The 18262-nt window shown below is 65.1% G+C and carries 18 protein-coding genes; 8 read left to right on the forward strand and 10 right to left on the reverse strand.

Annotated elements, in window-relative coordinates; genetic code table 11:
* Nucleotides 1-5: 5 nt before the first annotated feature.
* The 5 genes from ACVWYP_RS11545 to ACVWYP_RS11565 form a co-directional block, all read right to left on the reverse strand.
* Nucleotides 6-1112 carry a glycoside hydrolase family 5 protein gene (locus ACVWYP_RS11545; protein WP_304498719.1) on the reverse strand — a complete coding sequence of 369 codons (1107 nt, stop codon included), beginning with the start codon at nt 1110-1112 and terminating at the stop codon, nt 6-8.
* A gap of 232 nt (nt 1113-1344) precedes the next feature.
* Nucleotides 1345-2292 (reverse strand): DUF5996 family protein, encoded by a 948-nt coding sequence (locus tag ACVWYP_RS11550; RefSeq protein WP_304498720.1) that lies wholly within the window; start codon nt 2290-2292, stop codon nt 1345-1347.
* Between the two features lie 180 nt (nt 2293-2472).
* Nucleotides 2473-3072 (reverse strand): NAD(P)H:quinone oxidoreductase, encoded by a 600-nt coding sequence (wrbA, locus tag ACVWYP_RS11555; protein ID WP_028341126.1) that lies wholly within the window; start codon nt 3070-3072, stop codon nt 2473-2475.
* Nucleotides 3073-3244: 172 nt separating this feature from the next.
* Nucleotides 3245-3943, reverse strand: a complete 699-nt coding sequence (locus ACVWYP_RS11560) for a pirin family protein (RefSeq protein ID WP_028341125.1) — start codon at nt 3941-3943, stop codon at nt 3245-3247.
* A 75-nt stretch (nt 3944-4018) separates the two neighbouring features.
* Nucleotides 4019-4771, reverse strand: a complete 753-nt coding sequence (locus tag ACVWYP_RS11565; protein ID WP_304498721.1) for an SDR family NAD(P)-dependent oxidoreductase — start codon at nt 4769-4771, stop codon at nt 4019-4021.
* 116 nt (nt 4772-4887) lie between these two features.
* Between ACVWYP_RS11565 and ACVWYP_RS11570 the strand changes: the two genes are divergently transcribed.
* The 4 genes from ACVWYP_RS11570 (at nt 4888) to ACVWYP_RS11585 (ending at nt 10329) form a co-directional block, all read left to right on the forward strand.
* Nucleotides 4888-5802 (forward strand): LysR family transcriptional regulator, encoded by a 915-nt coding sequence (locus tag ACVWYP_RS11570; protein WP_016846155.1) that lies wholly within the window; start codon nt 4888-4890, stop codon nt 5800-5802.
* 190 nt (nt 5803-5992) lie between these two features.
* Entirely contained in the window at nt 5993-8428 is a 2436-nt protein-coding gene (locus ACVWYP_RS11575; RefSeq protein ID WP_304498722.1) for a Nal1-like putative serine protease, read from the forward strand.
* Between the two features lie 395 nt (nt 8429-8823).
* The gene (locus ACVWYP_RS11580; RefSeq protein ID WP_028341123.1) at nt 8824-9813 is read left to right on the forward strand and encodes a tripartite tricarboxylate transporter substrate binding protein; all 990 of its coding nucleotides are present in this window, start codon (nt 8824-8826) and stop codon (nt 9811-9813) included.
* Nucleotides 9814-9957: 144 nt separating this feature from the next.
* Complete coding sequence (locus tag ACVWYP_RS11585; RefSeq protein WP_304498723.1) at nt 9958-10329, forward strand: hypothetical protein; 372 nt, start codon at nt 9958-9960, stop codon at nt 10327-10329.
* Here the strand turns inward: ACVWYP_RS11585 and ACVWYP_RS11590 are convergent.
* The 4 genes from ACVWYP_RS11590 to ACVWYP_RS11605 form a co-directional block, all read right to left on the reverse strand.
* A complete protein-coding gene (locus ACVWYP_RS11590; protein ID WP_028341121.1) occupies nt 10326-10799 on the reverse strand; it encodes a YbaK/EbsC family protein in 474 nt (157 codons plus the stop codon). The two genes, ACVWYP_RS11585 and ACVWYP_RS11590, sit on opposite strands and share 4 nt — an antisense overlap.
* Nucleotides 10800-10804: 5 nt before the next feature.
* On the reverse strand, nt 10805-11548 hold the full coding sequence (locus ACVWYP_RS11595) for a haloacid dehalogenase type II (RefSeq protein WP_283064660.1): 744 nt from the start codon (nt 11546-11548) through the stop codon (nt 10805-10807).
* Complete coding sequence (locus ACVWYP_RS11600) at nt 11545-12384, reverse strand: dienelactone hydrolase family protein (protein ID WP_304498724.1); 840 nt, start codon at nt 12382-12384, stop codon at nt 11545-11547. The genes ACVWYP_RS11595 and ACVWYP_RS11600 overlap by 4 nt, the downstream gene beginning before the upstream one ends.
* Nucleotides 12385-12521: 137 nt before the next feature.
* The gene (locus ACVWYP_RS11605) at nt 12522-13406 is read right to left on the reverse strand and encodes an amidohydrolase family protein (RefSeq protein WP_304498725.1); all 885 of its coding nucleotides are present in this window, start codon (nt 13404-13406) and stop codon (nt 12522-12524) included.
* Between the two features lie 471 nt (nt 13407-13877).
* Here ACVWYP_RS11605 and ykgO point away from each other — a divergent pair, with 471 nt between their 5' ends.
* Nucleotides 13878-14003: a type B 50S ribosomal protein L36 gene (ykgO, locus tag ACVWYP_RS11610; protein WP_002718645.1), complete on the forward strand. Its 126-nt coding sequence runs from the start codon at nt 13878-13880 to the stop codon at nt 14001-14003.
* A 123-nt stretch (nt 14004-14126) separates the two neighbouring features.
* A complete protein-coding gene (locus tag ACVWYP_RS11615) occupies nt 14127-14810 on the forward strand; it encodes a tetratricopeptide repeat protein (RefSeq protein WP_304498726.1) in 684 nt (227 codons plus the stop codon).
* Between the two features lie 97 nt (nt 14811-14907).
* Here the strand turns inward: ACVWYP_RS11615 and ACVWYP_RS11620 are convergent, their stop codons facing one another.
* Nucleotides 14908-15084, reverse strand: coding sequence for a hypothetical protein (locus tag ACVWYP_RS11620; protein ID WP_304498727.1), 177 nt, complete (start codon nt 15082-15084; stop codon nt 14908-14910).
* Between the two features lie 359 nt (nt 15085-15443).
* Between ACVWYP_RS11620 and ACVWYP_RS11625 the strand changes: the two genes are divergently transcribed.
* Both ACVWYP_RS11625 and poxB read left to right on the forward strand, forming a co-directional pair.
* A complete protein-coding gene (locus ACVWYP_RS11625) occupies nt 15444-16406 on the forward strand; it encodes an alpha/beta fold hydrolase (protein ID WP_304498728.1) in 963 nt (320 codons plus the stop codon).
* Between the two features lie 110 nt (nt 16407-16516).
* Nucleotides 16517-18253 (forward strand): ubiquinone-dependent pyruvate dehydrogenase, encoded by a 1737-nt coding sequence (poxB, locus tag ACVWYP_RS11630; protein ID WP_304498729.1) that lies wholly within the window; start codon nt 16517-16519, stop codon nt 18251-18253.
* The last annotated feature ends 9 nt before the right edge of the window (nt 18254-18262 follow it).

Consider the following 18262-nt stretch of genomic DNA (forward strand, 5'->3'; position numbering starts at 1 on the left):
ATGGGTCAGCGGGTGCCGAGCAGGGCCCTCAGCGCATCGCGGTCGACCTTGCCGGTGACGGCGTCGGCGAGGCCGAAGCCCTGCGAGAGCTCCCAATGGGTCCAGCCCCAGCACTGTTGCCGGGCGTAGGCCGTAACGCCGGCGAGCCAGCGCAGCCGGCTGTCGCGCGGCGCGCCGGCCTTGAGCACGCCGAATTCATTGATGATGATCGGCCGCGAATATTGCCGTTGCCAGGCGGCGGCAGGCTCGAGCCATTTGTCGATGCCGCGGTCGGGAATGGCGCGGTCCACCATCGCGAGTGCCTTGCGCTTGTCCAGTGCGGTGAGCTGCTCCCGCAGCTGTCGAACCCTGGGATCGTCGGCGCGGACCGGATAAGGCAATCCGGTGACGTCGTGCAGCGGCTCACTCGGATCCCAATGGGCCTGATGGGTGAACACCATCGGATCGTAGAAGTGGATGGCATAGACGACATTCGGATCGTCGAGCGGAGTGAAATCCGGCAGCGAATCCGCGCGCTGCCAGTTGACCGGCCCGGTGACCAGCGTGGTCTGCGGCAGCAGGCCGCGAATGAAGCCGGCCAGCTCCCGGACTTCGCCCTGCCATTGCGCGGCCTCGACATCCGGCTCGTTCAACAGTTCCGCAAACACACGGTCGGACGGATAGCGCTGCATGACCCGTGCGAGCTCGGTCCAGGCGCGCTTCATTTCGATCATCGCACTGGTGGGATCGTCCTTGTGCAGCGCGTTGAAGTGCTCGCCGGAATGCAGGTCGATCGACACCGCATAGCCGAGCGGGAGCAGGGTCTTGAGCGCGGCATCGACGGTGCGCAGGCGGCTGTCGATCTCCGCTTTCGCGGCGAAGCGCGGCATGACGAAGTCGGCGGGCACCGGCAGCCGGACGTGGGTCATGCCGGCCTTGCGCAGCTCGAGCAGCAGGGCGCGGGGCGGCGCCGACCGCGGATCGGCGATCCAGCCGTCGGCATTGACGCCGCGTGACAGCGCCTTGAGCCGGTCGGCCGGGACGCCTTCGATCAAGGCGGGACAGGCCCGCGCGGCGACCGACAGCAGAATGGACGCGCTGACCGCGAGGGCAAGGATCGATGGCCGCGTCATGACCGATCAGCGTGCGATGGTTGTCGCGGGATCGTGACGGGTTGCGGGGCGCTCACGAATTTACTGCCTGTTGTGTTCGAGCCGGCCGGGGTTGCGGGGCGTCGTCCGAAAGATAGCTCGGCCAAGCAACGATGCGGTAAAGACGTAACACGAAAATTTAACTTATGCAGGCGCTCGGCAAGGCGACGCCGTCGCGCGAAGAGGATTGAGCCGCCGGTGCTGCGCGCCGGAGCTAGATCCCTCGGACCACGCCCGGCTGGCCCGGTGCGCATTCCAGCGCAGCACGGTCCCAGTTCGCGTTGATGGCCGCGGCCTCATAGCTCGATTGCAGGAATTCGAGCAGCGCCTTGTCCGGGTCTGCAGCCATTCGCACGGCATCGTAGGGCAGGATGAATTCGCCGAGTGTCTCGCTGAAGAACGCAGCGTCGGGCCGTACCGGCGTGCTGCGATAGCCCGCGGGCTCCGGATAGGCGTAGGAATAGAATGCGGGATAATCGATCACACCGCCGCCTGGCCAGAAGCCGGCGCTGCTGACCTCGTGCGAATAGGCTTCGTGCGCCACCTCGTCGGGCAAATGGGGCACGCCGCCGGGATGTCGCGGCGCGGTTCTGCCGGAAAACCGCGTCACCGCGAGATCGAAGCTGCCCCAGAAGAAATGCACCGGGCTCGCCTTGCCGAGAAAGCCGGTCCGGAATTGCTTGAACACGCGATCGCAGTTCACAAGGATCTGGTGAAACCGGCGCACGGCATCCGCATCGTACGATGCATGCTGCGTATCCTGCGAGAAGCGGATCGGGTCGGCGACTTCGTTCGGTATCTCGTCAATGGCGACGTCGATGCCGAGGTCCTTCAGATTGGTCGTGACCGCCGCGTAGAAGCTCGCGACCGATTGACCGGCCAGCGCGAATTGCCGTTCGGTGCCGTCGCTGGTTGAGATGCGGAGCACGTGATCGATGAAATCGAAGTCGATCTGGAACGTGTGATCGCCGTCGGGGATCGGCGAGGTCGTCAGCCCGCGCGCCGTGACATAGAGCGTGACGTGCCAGGAGTGATTGAGCCAGGGCGACTTCGCCAGCCGGATCTTGCCGGCGATCTGGGTGAAGAGCTGGAGCGTGGCACAGCTGTCGCGCCACGCCGCGGTCGGCAGTTCCGGCCAGCGGGTCTTCTGTGTGTTGGTCATGACAAACCTCTGGGCTGCGCCGACAAGCTGCCTTGCGGCATAGCACGAAAGTGGTCCCGATGACTTCGGGAACCGGCGCTTCCAAAAACAGCGGATAGGGCGGCAATCGTCAGGAGAGTGCCGCCCTGTTGCGCGAGAATCCGGCCGAGGTTTGAAACTCAACTGGCTTCACCATGCGGCTCAGCCGCGAAGTTTCCTCGCGGTCTCCGCGATCGCACGGCCCTGATAGCGGGCGCCGGCGAGTTCGTTCTCGCTCGGCTGGCGGCTGCCGTCGCCACCGGTGATCGTGGTGGCGCCGTAGGGCGCGCCGCCGGTGACCTCGTCGAGCCTCATCTGTCCGGCAAAACCATAGTTCAGGCCGACCACTGTCATGCCGAAATGCAGGAGGTTGGTGATGATCGAGAACAGCGTAGTCTCCTGGCCGCCATGCTGGGTCGCGCTCGAGGTGAAGGCGCCGCCGACCTTGCCGTTCAGCGCGCCCTTGGCCCAGAGGCCGCCGGCCTGGTCGAGGAAGTTGGCCATCTGCGAGGCCATGCGGCCGAAGCGGGTGCCGGTGCCGACGATGATCGCATCGTAGTTGGCGAGATCGTCGATCTTGGCGATCGGCGCGGCCTGGTCGAGCTTGTAGTGCGAGGCCTTGGCGACTTCGGCCGGCACCAGCTCGGGCACGCGCTTGATGTCGACGGTGACGCCGGCCTCGCGCGCGCCTTCCGCAACGGCATTCGCCATGGCTTCGATGTGACCATAGGCGGAGTAATAGAGAACGAGAACCTTGGCCATGATGGCCTCCTTTGGGTGGGGGAGAGAAGTTGGGTTAAGGGTTGTCATTGCCGGGCTTGACCCGGCAATCCATCGTCTCAGAGACTCTTCGGAAGGGGATGGATGCCCGGGTTTCTGCGTAAAGACGCGCTTCGCGCTTTTGCCCGGGCATGACGAAGTGTGGATGTGGTACTTACGCCGCGTCGACGAGGACGAGCTCGGCATCCTCGAGCGCGGTGATCTTCAGTTTGGCCTCATCGCGGATCGCGGCGCCGTCGCGGGCATTGACGCGCACGCCGTTGACCTCGATGCTGCCGGCCGCCGGCACCAGATAGAGGTGACGGGCCTTATCGGCGGCGTATTCCGCGCTCTCGCCGGCCTTCAGCGTGGTGGCGAGCACCCGCGCATCGGCACGGATCGGCAGCGCGTCGTCGTCGCCGTCGATACCCGAGGCGATGGTGACGAGCTTGCCGGAGCGGTCCGCCTTCGGGAACGGCTTCGAGCCCCAGGTCGGGTGGCCGCCCTTCGTCGTCGGCTCGATCCAGATCTGGAAGATCTTGGTCTTCGCCGGCTCCAGATTGTACTCGGAGTGACGGATGCCGCTGCCGGCGCTCATCACCTGGACGTCGCCGGCTTCGGTGCGTCCCTTGTTGCCGAGCGAGTCCTGGTGCGTGATCGCACCTTCGCGAACATAGGTGATGATCTCCATGTTGGCGTGCGGATGCGCCGGGAAGCCGGAGTTGGGCGCGATCTCGTCGTCGTTCCAGACGCGCAGCGCGCCGTGGCTGACATTGTCGGGATCGTAGTAGCTCGCGAACGAGAAGTGGTGCTTGGCCTTCAGCCAGCCGTGGTCGGCGCCGCCAAGCTCTGCGAATGGTCTGAGTTCGATCATGGTCATTCCCCTTGATGTCGATGTTGAGGAGCGGGCCGGGCGCACTGCGCCCGGCGTCTCCAGAAAATTTTTCGATCAGGCGCCGAAGCCGCCGTCGACGTTGAGCACGGTGCCGGTCACGAATGAGGCTTCCGGGCTTGCCAGGAACACGACGCCGGCTGCGACTTCCTCGGGGCGGCCGAAGCGCTGCAGCGCGTGCTGCAGGCGTTGCGTCTCGGCAAACTCGCCACCGTCCTTCGGGTTCATGTCGGTGTCGATCGAGCCGGGCTGCACCACGTTCACCGTGATGCCGCGCGGTCCGAGGTCGCGCGCCGCGCCCTTGGTGTAGCCGACGACGGCCGCCTTGGTGGCGACGTAGTCGGCAAGGCCCGGGAACGAGGCGCGATCCGCCAGCATGGAGCCGACGGTGACGATGCGGCCGCCTTCGCCCATCAGCTTGGAGGCGGCGCGGATCGCGGTGATCACGCCGTCGATGTTGATCGCCTCCTGGCGGGCGAGCGTCGCGGTATCGGCCTTGGGATCGTCGACCGCGCCGCCCGATGCGACACCGGCGTTATTGACCAGGATGTCGAGCCGGCCAAAATCCTTGGCGACGGTCTTCACCAACTGATCGACATCGGATGACGAGGCCTGGTCGGCCTTGTAGGCGCGGGCTTTGACGCCCTTGCCCTTCAACTCGGCGACGACGGCCTCGGCCTTCTCGGGAGAAGCGACGTAGCTGATCGCGACGCTCGCGCCTTCCGCCGCGAGTGCACGGGCGCTGGCCGCGCCGATGCCGCGCGAACCGCCGGTAACGAGGGCGACCTTGCCTGAGAGCTTGTTGGTCATTGGATTTCTCCATCGGTTGAATTTTATGGCACTTGGATATGCCTTTGGCTGTGGTATAGAAATAGAAACTATCGAAACTCATTGTTTCCAGTATTGAGCAATCAGGACAGCGGCCCATGTCGAAACTGCCGGACTTCGAGGCGCTCGCGATCTTCGCAAAAGTTGTGGAATTACGGTCGTTTGCGGCGGCCGCGACCGAGCTCTCGCTGTCCAAGGCGACGGTGTCCAAGGCGGTCAGCCGGTTGGAGGAGCGGCTCGGCGCCCGGCTGTTCAACCGCACCTCGCGGCGGCTGGCGCTGACCGATGCCGGCCAGAAATTGTCGGAGCGCGCCGCGCGGCTGCTCGCCGACGGCGAGGCCGCCGAGAACGAGGCGCTGGCGCAATCGACCACGCCGCGCGGCCTGGTGCGGCTCGCGGTGCCGATGAGTTTCGGCATCAAGACGGTGGCGCCGCTGCTGCCGGAATTCATGGAGGCCTATCCGGAGGTTTCGATCGACCTGCATTTGAGCGACGCGACGGTCGATCTGATCGGCGAGGGCTTTGATGCCGGCCTGCGCATCGCGCGGCTGCCGGATTCCTCGCTGATCGCGCGGCGGCTGTGCGGCATGCCGCGCTACACGGTGGCGGCGCCGTCCTATCTGAAGCGCCACGGCCGGCCGACCCATCCGATGCATCTCGCCGAGCACAAATGCTTCGGCTACGCCTATCTCTCGACCCAGGGCGTCTGGCACTACACCAACGCGTCGGGCGAGCAGGCGAGCGTGCGTCCCGCCGGCCAGCTCCGCGTCAACAATGGCGAGGCGGTGATGCCCGCGCTGCTCGCCGGCCTCGGCATCGCCGATCTGCCCGACTTCATCGTCGGCGACGCGATCGCGCGCGGCGAGGTCGAGGTGATCCTGAAAGGCTGGAAGCAGCCCGAGGGCGCCGTGCATCTCGTCACACCGCCCGGCGGCCCGCGTCCTGCGCGGGTCGAGGTGCTGGCGGATTTCCTGGCCAAGCATTTCGCCAAAGGGCGCGCCCAGCGGAAATAGAGCACCGCGCTCAGCGGAAACAGACGCCCGCACGCGCACCGGCCAACCGCCGTGCGGCCCGTCACATTCGTGTCATCCCTTTTAAATTGTATAACTTATGTGAACTAACCCATGATCGTGGGCTGCCGCGATCGTCTATTTCTGCGTCCTGAACCGGTGTTGCCGCAAAGCGCATTTTCGGAGGAACCAGATGATTGATCTGACCAAGCATGATTTCACGTCATTGTCGGTCAAGGACCTGCTCGATGCCCGCGAGGCCTATCACGTGCATCTGGCCCATCTGCAATCGGTCTACGCCACGGCGATCGGGCGCTATCTGATCCGGGACAACGATCGCAACGCGACGGAAAGGAAGGCGCACTCCAAACCGCAGGCGCTCGGTCCGCGCACGCTGTTCAATTCGTCGGTCAAGGACTGGTCGTGGCCCTGCATCCTCGTCTTCGTCCGCGACTGGATGAAGCGCTCCGAGCTGAAGAACCATCCGGAGAAGCAGGACCAGCTGGTACCTCCGTTCCTGTATCTGCCCGACGGTCGCGTCGTGCCCACCTGCGTCGTCAAGGTCGATCCGAACGAGGGCAGTCCCGGCAGCGTCGATCCGCCGGTGTTCAAGAGCGATCTGGTCGGCGGCGGCTTTCCGGTGCAGACCATGATCCAGGGCAAGATCCACCGTGGCTCGATCGGCTGTCTCGTCACCAATGGCGAGACGGTGTTTGCGCTGTCCAACCGTCACGTGGTCGGCGCCGCCGGCCGCGAGATCTTCGCCGGCTTCAAGAACACCGACCGCCGCCTCGGCGTCAGCGATGCGCTGCAACTCGGCAAGCGCGCCTTCAGCGAGGTCTATCCCGGCTGGCCCGGCTCGCGCGTGGTGGCCAATCTCGATGCCGGCTTGATCCGCGTCGATGACGTCAAGGGCTGGACCGCACAGGTCTACGGCGTCGGCCAGGTCGGCGACGTCGTCGACCTCAATGTCGGCACCTTCCGCCTCGACATCATCAACCAGCCGCTGATCGCGTTCGGTGCGACCAGCGGATTGATGAAGGGCAAGATCCTCGGCCTGTTCTATCGCTACAAGACCGTCGGCGGCATGGAATATGTCAGCGATTTCGTGGTCGGCCCACGCGACGGCGACACGCCGCTCAACAATTATCCGGGCGACTCCGGCACGGTCTGGTTTGTCGACGATCCGGACGCCAAGAAGAACGCCAGCGGCGCGCGGATCCTCAGTCCCCTAGCGCTCGAATGGGGCGGCCAGGAACTGTTCGGATCGAGCGGCAAGGTCCCGATGCAGGTTGCGCTAGGCATCTGCATGGCGACGCTGTGCCGCGAGCTCGATGTCGAACTGATCGGCGACTGGAACGCCGGCCACACCGAGTATTGGGGCGAATGGGGCCACGTCAAGATCGGCGCCTACGCGACCGGTCTGATCGATGCGAAGCTGCCCAAGCTCGCCACCATGATGGACGCCAATTCCGACAATATCGGCCTCGACGACAAGCTGCTTGCCGACCTCAAGCCGCATCAGCGAGGCACGTTCTCGCCGCTGGCCGATGTCGCCGACCTGGTCTGGCGCTTCACCCGGCACACCGACGAAAGCAACCATTTCGCCGACATGGACAAGCCGGGCAGGGACGGCAAGACGCTGCTCGATCTTTGCGCGGAGTCGACGCGCAACGTCGATCCGAAGGTCTGGAACGACTATTACGAAGGGATCGGCGAGGACCGGCGCGGCGCGCTGCCGTTCCGGGTCTGGCAGATTTTCGACGAGATGGTGGAGTACGCCGCCGCCAACAAGAAGCTGGAGTTCGTCTGCGCCGCGGGCATTGTCGCGCATTACATCGGCGATGCCTGCCAGCCACTGCACATCTCGCAATTCCACCATGGCCTCGATCCGAACGACAAGGCGCATGCCAAGGTGCACAGCGTGTACGAGACCACGATGATCGGCCGGCACGGCAAGGATCTCATCAAGATGATCCCTGACGCCCGGACCAGCGACGTTGCCGAGATTGTCCCTGGCGGCACGCCGACCGGCCGCGACGCCGCGGTTGCCGTGGTCGCGCTGATGCAGCGGACCGTGAAGCGGCTGCCGCCGATGACCATCGTCAACCTGTTCAATTCGCATATGGGCAGCGGCCAGGTCGAGGCGCTGTGGTCGAAGCTGAAGGACGCCACCGCGGCCTGCATGCAGGACGGTGCCAAGACCCTGGCCCGGGTCTGGGAAGCGGCCTGGCGCGCCGGTGCGGGCGAGGACCGCGGGCAGGGCGGCAAGTTCGATCAGGATAGCTTGAGCAAGCTCTACAACGACCCGAGCTTCCTGCCGGCGTTCCCGCTCCAGCAGCTCACGCTGGATGCCGACGACCACCTCGTTCCGATCGGAGGAAGCAGCACGCGGCGCCGCAGCGCGACAACGGCGCGACGCGCGCGTCCGCAAGCAGCGAAGAAGGCCGCCAGGAAAGCTGCGAGGGAAACGGCCCGGAAGGCGCCGAAGAAGGCGCCGGCACGCAAGCGGCCGGCCGCAGCAGCTCCAGTCCGACGCGCGGCCGCCAGCAAGAAGACCGCGACCAAGCGCGGCGCGGCCAGCAAGCGGTCGGTCGGAAAGACCCGCAAGGCGGCGCGCAAGCGTTAGCTAGTGCATGATGGAGTCAGGCTGAACCAGCCTCGCGGCAGACTGCTGAACCTCTCCCGCTTGCGGGGGAGGTCGTATCGCATCAGAGATGCGATACGGGGTGGGGGCTCTCTCCACGATACGACTCGTGGAGAGAGCTCCCACCCCAACCCTCCCCGCAAGCGGGAGAGGGGGCGCACCGCCTTTGCGACTGCCACTTGGCCTAATTCCGTCAACCGCTAGGACCTGACCCAGCTGGCCTCGATCTTCTTCGTTAGTCAGTCCGCACCGGATGCGGCAGCGGGACGCTTGAGATGCGCGTCCCGCTCCTGCACCATGCGACCAAGCCGCGGCCATGACCGTGGCATTGCGATCGGCTGCGATCGCCAAGAAGGATGACTGGGGAGAAACTCTCGATGAACCGCCGCGAACTCCTGCGCGCCGCTGCCGCATTGCCGCTTGCGCAGACTGCGCTCGCCAACTCCGCGTTTGCGCAAGGCGCCTATCCCAACCGCAACATCACGATGATCGTGCCGTTTCCGGCCGGCGGCCAGGCCGACCTTGCGGCACGGCCGGTGGCGCTCGCGCTGGAGCGCATCCTCGGCAAGCCCGTGATCGTCGACAATCGCGCCGGCGGAGCAGGCGGATCGATCGGCAATGCACAGGCCGCGCGCGCCGAGCCCGACGGCTATACGCTGCTGATGACGCTGTCCTCGCTCGCGGTGCTGCCGGAGGCCGACCGGCTGTTCGATCGTCCGGTTGCCTATGAGGTGTCGCAGTTCGCGCCGGTCGCGCGCGTGCTCGCCGATCCGACGCTGCTGGCGGTGCCGGCCTCGGCGCCGTGGACATCGCTGCAGGAATTCGTCGACGACGCGAAGAAACGCCCGGGACAGATCCCCTACGGCTCGTCCGGTCCGTACGGCACGCTGCATGTCGCGATGGAGATGTTCGCGGCGAGCGCAGGGATAAAGCTGCTGCACGTGCCGTTCCGCGGCGCAGGCCCGGCGCTCACCGCGCTGCTTTCCGGCACCGTGCAGGCATTGGCGTCGGCGCCGGGCACGCTCAAGCAGCAGGTCGAGGACGGCAAGATGCGCGTGCTCGCCAATTGGGGCGCCGAGCGGATCGCGAGCTTCCCCGATCTGCCGACGTTCAAGGAACTCGGCTACAAGGACGTCGAGTTCTACATCTGGGCGGGACTGTTCGCGCAGTCAGCGCTGCCGATGCCGATCATGGACCGGCTGCGCGCGGCGATGGCCGATGCCGTGAAGGCGCCGGAGGTGATCAAGACCTTCGAAACCGCAGGCAGTCCGGTCGCCTATATGGACGCGCCGGCGTTCTCAAAATTTGTTGCAGACGACAGCGCGCGGTTGATCGCGGCGGTGAAAAAGATCGGCAAGGTCGAATAGGTCCCTCCCTCCGGGACAAACTCTCTTCACTTTTAGTTGTCCGCGTGAACGATCCTTGGCCGCATTCATTGGGCAGCTTTGGAGCAAATCGCGGCGCGGGAACTTGCGCGCGCGGGCCAACATCTGGAACTACGGGAGCCCGACATGCGATCGCAGCGGATCGTCCTGAGCCTTGCCATAGCGATCGGCGGAGCTGCCACGGCAACGGCCGCGGTCGCCGAGGAGTATCGGGGAACCTGGGAACAGCAGATGGCGTGCACACCGGACGTGTGGCGGCTCTGCAGCGACCGGGTGCCCGACGTGCAGCGCATCGTGGCTTGCCTGCGGCAGAACACGCCGCAACTTTCCAACAGTTGTCGTGCCGTGTTCGAATCGAACGCGCAACAGCCGCAGACACAAGGGCGGGCCCAACAGCCGCAAATGCAGGGTCGTGCGCCGCAGATGCAGCAGCGGCCGCGTGCACCACAGCCGGTGCAGCCGGCGCCATCGCGGCCACCGTTCGACGATGAGGACTAATTCTCGGGTCTGACTTCGCAGACGTCGACCCATTCGGCTGCGGTCAGCTCCGCCATCCTGTCGGGCGTGATGCGGACCGCGCTGTGGGTCGAGCCCGCCGCCGGCACCACGACATCGAATGCCTTCAGCGATACGTCGCAATAGACCGGCAGTGGCGTCTTCAGCCCGAACGGGCAGACGCCGCCGACCTCGTGACCGGTGATGTCGGCGACCTCGTCGAGGCCGAGCATCTTCGGCTTGCCGCCGAACGCCGCCTTGACCTTCTTGTTGTCCATCCGCGACGTCCCGGCGGCAACGATCAGCACCACGCGGTCGCCGACCCGCAGGCTCAACGTCTTGGCGATCCGCGCCGGCTCGACGCCGTAGGCCTCCGCCGCCAGCACGACGGTCGCGGAGCTCGTGGTGGATTCGATCACGGAGATTTCGGGCGCCTTCTCGGCGAAGAAGGCGCGGACGGAGTCGAGACTCATAATGTTCAGGACCTTGCAGACACCAGAGCGGGAAGTTCGGAGAGACCGTGGATCCGGTGATCGGGCACGACGCCGAGCTCGTCCATCTGGGTACGCAGTGCCTTGAACATCGTCAATGGGGCGACCGTCTCGCTTTCGACGCAGGCCAGCGCCATCGCTTCCGGCGTCACCCGCTCGATCCATGCGACGTTGAGGCCGAACGACTTGGCACCGCAGGCGTCCCACGGATTGGAGGAGATGAACAGCACCTCCGCCGGCGGTACTTTCAGCACCTCCTCGATCAGCGTGTAGGCTTCGGGCGCCGGCTTGAACACCTTGTGGGCATCGACGCTGATGGTCGCATCGAGCACGCGGTCGAGCCCCGAATTGCGCACCAGCGCATTCAGCATGTCGGGGCTGCCGTTGGAGAGGATCGCGAGCTTCTTGTCCTTCATCGCCTCGAGCGCGGCGACCGCATCCGGATACAGCGCCAGATGCTGATACTTGTCGATGATGCGAGCGAAGGTCGCCGCGTCATATTGCAGGCCGAGGCAGCGCAGCGTGTAGGCGAGGGAGTCGCGAGTTACGCCGGCGAAATCCTGGTAGCGCCGCATCAGCGAACGCAGCCAGCTATATTCGAGCTGCTTGATGCGCCAGATCTGCGTGATGATGTCGCCGTAGCCGGGGAACGCATCCTCGGTGACGTCGGCCACCGACTGGACGTCGTAGAGTGTGCCGTAGGCGTCGAAGACGATTGCCTTGATGGTCATTGTGATCTCTCTTGCCCGCCGATTGTCGCATACAGGAATTTCCTGAGTGCGTCGATGGATTGATCCCTGGCTACCTCGTTGAATTCGAGGTGATGACCGAACATCTGCACCGGCGTGCTGTAATGCTGCACGTCGAAACCGTGATAGGCGCCGGGATAGACGATCAGCTCGATCGGATGTCCCGCACGATTCTGCCGGGAAATGCCGTAGTCGTCGCGGCCCTCGGCTAGCGTCCGGCACTCCTTGGCCGGCGTCCAGTCGTCGAGCTCGCCGACCATGATCAGCGTCGGCACCGTCATGTCGCCCTTGATGCTGAGGCAGGGCGGGTAGAACGCGACGGCCGCGCGGAATTTCTCTGCCGCGTTATGTTCGATCGCGCCACGCTCGACCGAGAGCAGGGCGAGCCAGGCGCCTTGCGAGAACCCGACCACCGCGACGCGATCGGGATCGACCGCCGATTGCCGCGCGAGATAGCTCAGCGCACGATAGGCGTCATGGACGGTTGCGGCCGGCGCGCCGCCCGTGCAGGCGCTGGTGATTCCGCGCGGCCCGAACCGGTCGACCGTGAGCGTGACATAGCCCCAGGCCGCCAGCCGCTTGCCCCAGCGCTCGTCGAGTTGCTTGAAGAAGCCGCTGCAGCCGTGCAGCAGCACCACGGCGGGCGAGGGGCCCGGTCCATCGGGTGTTCGCAGATAACCTTGCAGTGGCTGCGCACTTGCGAGCGGGCTCTCGAATTCGACGAACGCGGCCGGCTGCCCGGCGCGTGCCGCGCAGCAGAGTTCTGCGCTTCCGATCAGGAGTGCGGAGAGGGTGGCAAGTCCGGTGAAGTTCGTCATGAACCACCTCCGAAGCTTGCCGCCGATGATACTCCCTTAGATCATGATGCGCTTCCACGGAATCGCATCATGATCTCATCTCCTTGTTTGAGCATGATCTTTTCGGAAAACCGCTTCGCACTTTTCCGGATCATGCTCTAGATCCCCAAAATCTTCCGCGCGTTGGCCTTCATGACCTTCGGCCGGATCTCGTCGCGAATGTCGAGCTTGGCGAAATCGGCGAGCCAGCGGTCCGGCGTGATCACCGGCCAGTCGGAGCCGAACAGCATCTTGTCCTGCAGGATCGAGTTGATGTAGCGCACCAGGATCGGCGGGAAGTATTTCGGCGACCAGCCGGAGAGGTCGATATAGACGTTCGGCTTGTGGGTCGCGACCGACAGCGCCTCTTCCTGCCAGGGGAAGGAGGGATGCGCGAGGATGATCTTGAGGTCGGGGAAATCGGCCGCGACGTCGTCCATGTACATCGGGTTGGAATATTTCAGCCGCATCCCCATGCCGCCCGGCATGCCGGAGCCGACGCCGGTCTGGCCGGTGTGGAATAGCGCGATCGCGCCGCCGTCATTGATGGCTTCATAGAGCGGATAGGCCATGCGGTCGTTGGCGTAGAAGCCCTGCATGGTCGGGTGGAATTTGAAGCCGCGGACGCCGTATTCCTCGATCAGCTTGCGTGCCTCGCGGACGCCGAGCTTGCCCTTGTGCGGGTCGATCGAGACGAACGGGATCAGCACGTCGAGATGGTCGGAGGCGACCTCGAGCATTTCGTAATTGTTGTAGCGGCGGAAGCCGGTCTCGCGCTCGGCGTCGACCGGGAAGATCACCGCGGCGATGTTCTTGGCGCGATAGTAGGCCGCGGTCTCCGGCACGGTCGGCGGATGCTTGTGCGGCGACTTGAAGTAGTCGGCCATCTGCGCCTGGAAGTCGTCATAGCCGTCGTCGCCATGCATGCCGCACGGCTCCTCGGCATGGGTGTGGATGTCGATCGCGGTGACCTTTTCGATGTCGGGCAGTTTGAGCTTGGGCATTGCGCTTCCCCGGCGGCGTGTTCATTGGTGATGGAAAATAATTATATGATATAACTATTTTCGCAAGCGCCGAGGAGTTGAAGGATTCTGGCCGCGCGCGGAGCTCAATCCGGCGCAAAGTCCGGTTCGGTCACGGTCCGGGGCGGCCGCGAGGAGGACGAAACCGCGATTCGGCGGCCGTGACGCCATCGTCAAAGGGAGATGGCGGGTCGCCTCGATGGCCCGGATAATTGTGGCCGTCGCCGTTTCCGAAATGATCTCAAGGGTGTGGCGCGGTGCCTTCCGCGGGTTCCGGGCCAGGATAGGCCCGAAAATCGGCCCGTCTCGGTTGACATTTAACGGTCCGATGGCTTAGAACCCGGCCGTCCCGGGCGGCAGGCCGCTTATCGGGATAAATCCCATTTTGCCAAATATTGGCATTGATCAGGTACGGCCTCCAACACGGGCCTTTCGAAGTAACAGGATTGTCCCATGAAGGTCCGTAACTCGCTGAAGTCGCTGCGCGGCCGCCATCGCAACAACCGTCTGGTTCGCCGCAAGGGCCGCGTCTACGTGATCAACAAGGTCCAGCGCCGCTTCAAGGCGCGCCAGGGCTGATCCACCAAGGCTGATCGACAAGGCTGATCCCGCCGGGATCGCCGGCCGATTTCGATCCTTCCTTCACAGGTCTTTGACGCCGCGCTGCTTTGCAGTGCGGCGTTGTGCGTCTAGACTTCGGCCATGGGATTAAAGCTCGGATTCAAGTTCCTGGGGCCCGCCAACCGCCGGCTGGCGATCCTGATCGCCGGGCTTCTGGCCGGGCCTGTTTTGACTTTGCCTGTTGCAGCCGTCGCGCAGGACGATCCGCGGGTGGTCCCGCCGCCCAAGGCCCAGAAAAAACTACCTGAAGCGCCGACCAAGCTGCCGAAGGTGCCGGCCGACCGCACCCGCGGGCTGGATTTCCTGTTCGGCGCCCTGAAGGCCGCCCCCGACGAGGACAGCGCCCGCCATGTCGAGGCGCGGATCTGGGCGCTGTGGCTGCAAACCCCGAGCGATACCGCGGCGCTTTTGATGGTGCGCGCCAAGGCGGCGATCGACGCCCAGAATGTCGATGTCGCGCTGAAGCTGCTGGACGCGGTGATCAAGCTCCGCCCCGACTATGTCGAGGCCTGGAACCGGCGTGCGACGATCTACTATTTGAAGAACGATTACGTTCGTTCGCTGGGAGACCTTCAGCAGGTGCTGACCCGCGAACCCCGCCATTTCGGCGCGCTGGCGGGCGTCGGCATGATCATGCAGGACATGGGCGACGACAAGCGTGCGCTCGACGCCTTCCGCAAGGCGCTGGCTGTCGATCCCTACCTCGAGAAGGTGCCGCAGATCGTCAAGCAGCTGACCGAAAAGGTCGAAGGCCGCGATATCTGATAGCGTGCGATTGATCGCGATCGTGGGGCGATGGCCGCGAATGGGCGCGTTGCTCACGAGCCTGATGCTTGCTCGCGATACGGTCCGGCGCAGGAGGCTAGTGCAAGAACTTGCCGCGGGACGCGGTGTCCTGGGCTATGGCAGCATAGAATTGCTGAAGCTCCGCCTCCAGGTGCTCATTCACCAGCAACAGTGCCTTCAGGGCGCCGCGCAGGTCGCCATTGCAGCTCGCCACGATCTGATCGATGGCCGCATCGCTAGGGTCGGAAATCATGGTACTCCTCCGATTACTTCCCGTTGAACTCGTCATGCGGACGCCGGTTCCTGTGGATACTGTGTACAAGCCAGGAAGCGTTCCAGTGGCGTCCCGGTTTCGATGAAGCCTCGCGTCTGATGGCGAAAATGCCACCGCCAATCTATGAAATTACTAATGACGCAGGTATGAACCCGCTATCCACAGGCTGGGCGCATTGTGGACAACTCCGCGCCGGGGCGCGAGCCGGAAAATCGACAATTGGCTTTTCGAACAAGAGCATGTCCGGGCAGGGGGAACATCCGCGCGAAACCTGATTTCGGCTTCGTCGTAATTGTCAGGTGCCCAATCAGGTGCCTAAGCCCTTTCGGATCCCCTCGATGTTGACCGTAATCATTGTGCTGGCGGTAGCCGGGCTGGCGCTGGCCTTGGCGACACAGCTCGGCGCCCTGCTGATCCAGCGTACCTTTCCGCCTCGGGGCCGAATGATCGATGTGGCCGGGGCGCGGCTGCATGTGGTCGAACTCGGCCCGCGCGACGCGGTCGGACCGCCCGTCGTGATGCTGCATGGCGCAAGCTCCAATCTGCGCGCGATGCAGCCGCTCGGCGATCGCATTGCCAAAATGCGCCGGGTGATCCTGATCGACCGGCCGGGCCACGGCTGGAGTCCGCGCGAGCGCGTCGCGGATTCGACGCCCGCGATCCAGGGCCGGATGATCGTGGAGGCGCTGACCAGGCTCGGCGTCGAGCGGGCGATCGTGGTGGCGCATTCCTGGGCCGGTGCGCTTGCCTTGCGCATTGCGCTGGATCATCCGGATCGCGTCGCCGGCCTCGTGCTGCTCGCCCCTGTCGCCTATCCGTGGCGCGGCGGCGCCGGACGCTACAATGATGTGATCGCGACACCACTGATCGGACCGCTGCTCGCGCACACGATCACGCTGCCGCTCGGTCTCATCATTGCTAGTTCGGCTGCGCGCGGCGTGTTCGCGCCGCAGCCCATGCCGGTCGATTTCGTCCGCGACAGCGAGTCATTGCTCCTGCTGCGCCCGCGCGAATTCATCGCCAATGCGCGCGACCTCGTCACGCTGAAGGCTGCCGTTGTCGAACAGGCCCCGCGCTATGCCGAGATCAGGGCGCCGCTGTCAATCATTTCGGGCGACGTCGACAAGACGGTCTCGACCGGCATCCACTCGCGGCCGCTCGCCGCATCGGCGCCGAACGCGAAGCTGATCGTGCTGCCGGGCACAGGCCACATGGTGCAGTACGTCGTGCCTGACCTCGTGGCGTCCGAGATCGAGACGATGGCCGGCCTGGTGGTGCGGGACGTGGTGACGGCGCAATAGCTGCCGCGCCTTTGCGCCGCGCGAATGTGATCCGGCAAGGCTTGCGCCGCCGCGTAGCGCCGAACATCATGCGGCTCACCGGTTTCGGATTGCAGCAAAGGACACGTCTCATGCGGATCGACAACATTGCCGACCTCGTCGCTGAAACCCTTGCCCAGGCCGGCGTCAAGCGCATCTACGGTGTCGTCGGCGACAGCCTCAACGGCCTGACCGAGGCGCTGCGCAAGCGCGGCACGATCGATTGGCTGCATGTGCGTCACGAGGAGGTGGCCGCGTTCGCCGCCGCCGCCGAATCCCAGATCACGGGCGCGCTCGCGGTGTGCGCGGGCTCCTGCGGCCCGGGCAATCTCCATCTCATCAACGGCCTGTTCGACGCGCATCGCAGCCGCACGCCGGTGCTGGCGCTGGCGGCGCAGATCCCGTCGGCCGAGATCGGCGGCGGCTATTTCCAGGAGACCCATCCGCAGGACCTGTTTCGCGAATGCAGCCATTATTGCGAACTGGTGTCGGATCCGGCGCAACTGCCCTACATGCTGGAGAACGCGATCCGCGCCGCGGTCGGCAAGCGCGGCGTCGCCGTATTGGTGCTGCCGGGCGACGTCGCGATGCGCACCGCGCCGAAGCGCGACATTGCACCGAATGCCGGCCTGCTGCCGCCGGCGCCGGTGGTGCGTCCGGCCGAACCTGAGTTGAATGCGCTGGCGGCGCTGCTCAATGGCGCGCGGCGCGTCACGCTGTTCTGTGGCCGCGGCTGCGCCGGCGCGCATGACGGCTTGATCAAGCTTGCCGAGACGCTGAAGAGCCCGATCGTGCACGCGCTCGGCGGCAAGGAATATGTCGAATACGACAACCCCTATGACGTCGGCATGACCGGCTTCATCGGCTTCTCCTCCGGCTATGCCGCCATGCACGGCTGCGACGTGCTGCTGATGCTGGGCACCGATTTTCCCTACAAGCAGTTCTTCCCGACCGGCATCAACATCGCGCAGGTCGATATCCGCCCCGAAAATCTCGGCCGCCGCTGCAAGCTCGATCTCGGCATCGTCGGCGACGTCGGCGAGACCATCGCCGCGCTGTTGCCGAAGCTCCATGTGAAGACCGACCGCAAGCATCTCGATGCCAGCCTCGCGCATTACAAGGACGCCCGCGCCGGGCTCGACGATCTCGCCCGCGGCAAGCCGGGCCAAAAGCCGATCCATCCGCAATATCTGGCGCGCCTGCTCAGCGAGCAGGCGAGCGAGGATGCGGTATTCACCGCCGACGTCGGCACGCCGACGATCTGGGCCGCGCGCTATCTGAAAATGAATGGCCGCCGCCGTCTGGTCGGCTCCTGGGTGCATGGCTCGATGGCTAATGCGATGGCGCATGCGATCGGGGCGCAGGCGGCGCAGCCCGGCCGGCAGGTGGTGTCGATGTCCGGCGACGGCGGCTTTGCCATGCTGATGGGCGATCTGATCACGCTGACCCAGGCCAAGCTGCCGGTGAAGGTCGTGATCTTCAACAACAGCGTGCTCGGCTTCGTCGCGCTGGAGATGAAGGCCGCCGGCTTCATCGAGACCGGGGTCGATCTGAAGAATCCGGATTTCGCGGCGATGGCCCGCGCCATGGGCATTCACGGCGTCAGGGTGGAGGATCCCGGCGAGCTCGAGGGCGCGATCCGCGACGTGCTCGCGCATGACGGCCCGGCGGTGCTCGACGTCGTGACCGCGACGCAGGAGCTGTCGATGCCGCCGACCATTACGCTGGAGCAGGTGAAGGGATTCAGCCTGTGGGTGCTGCGCGCGGTGATGAGCGGCCGCGGCGACGAGGTGGTCGATCTCGCCAAGACCAATCTGTTGCCGCGCTGATCGCGGCGG

It is taken from the genome of Bradyrhizobium sp. USDA 3262 (genome assembly GCF_054060035.1).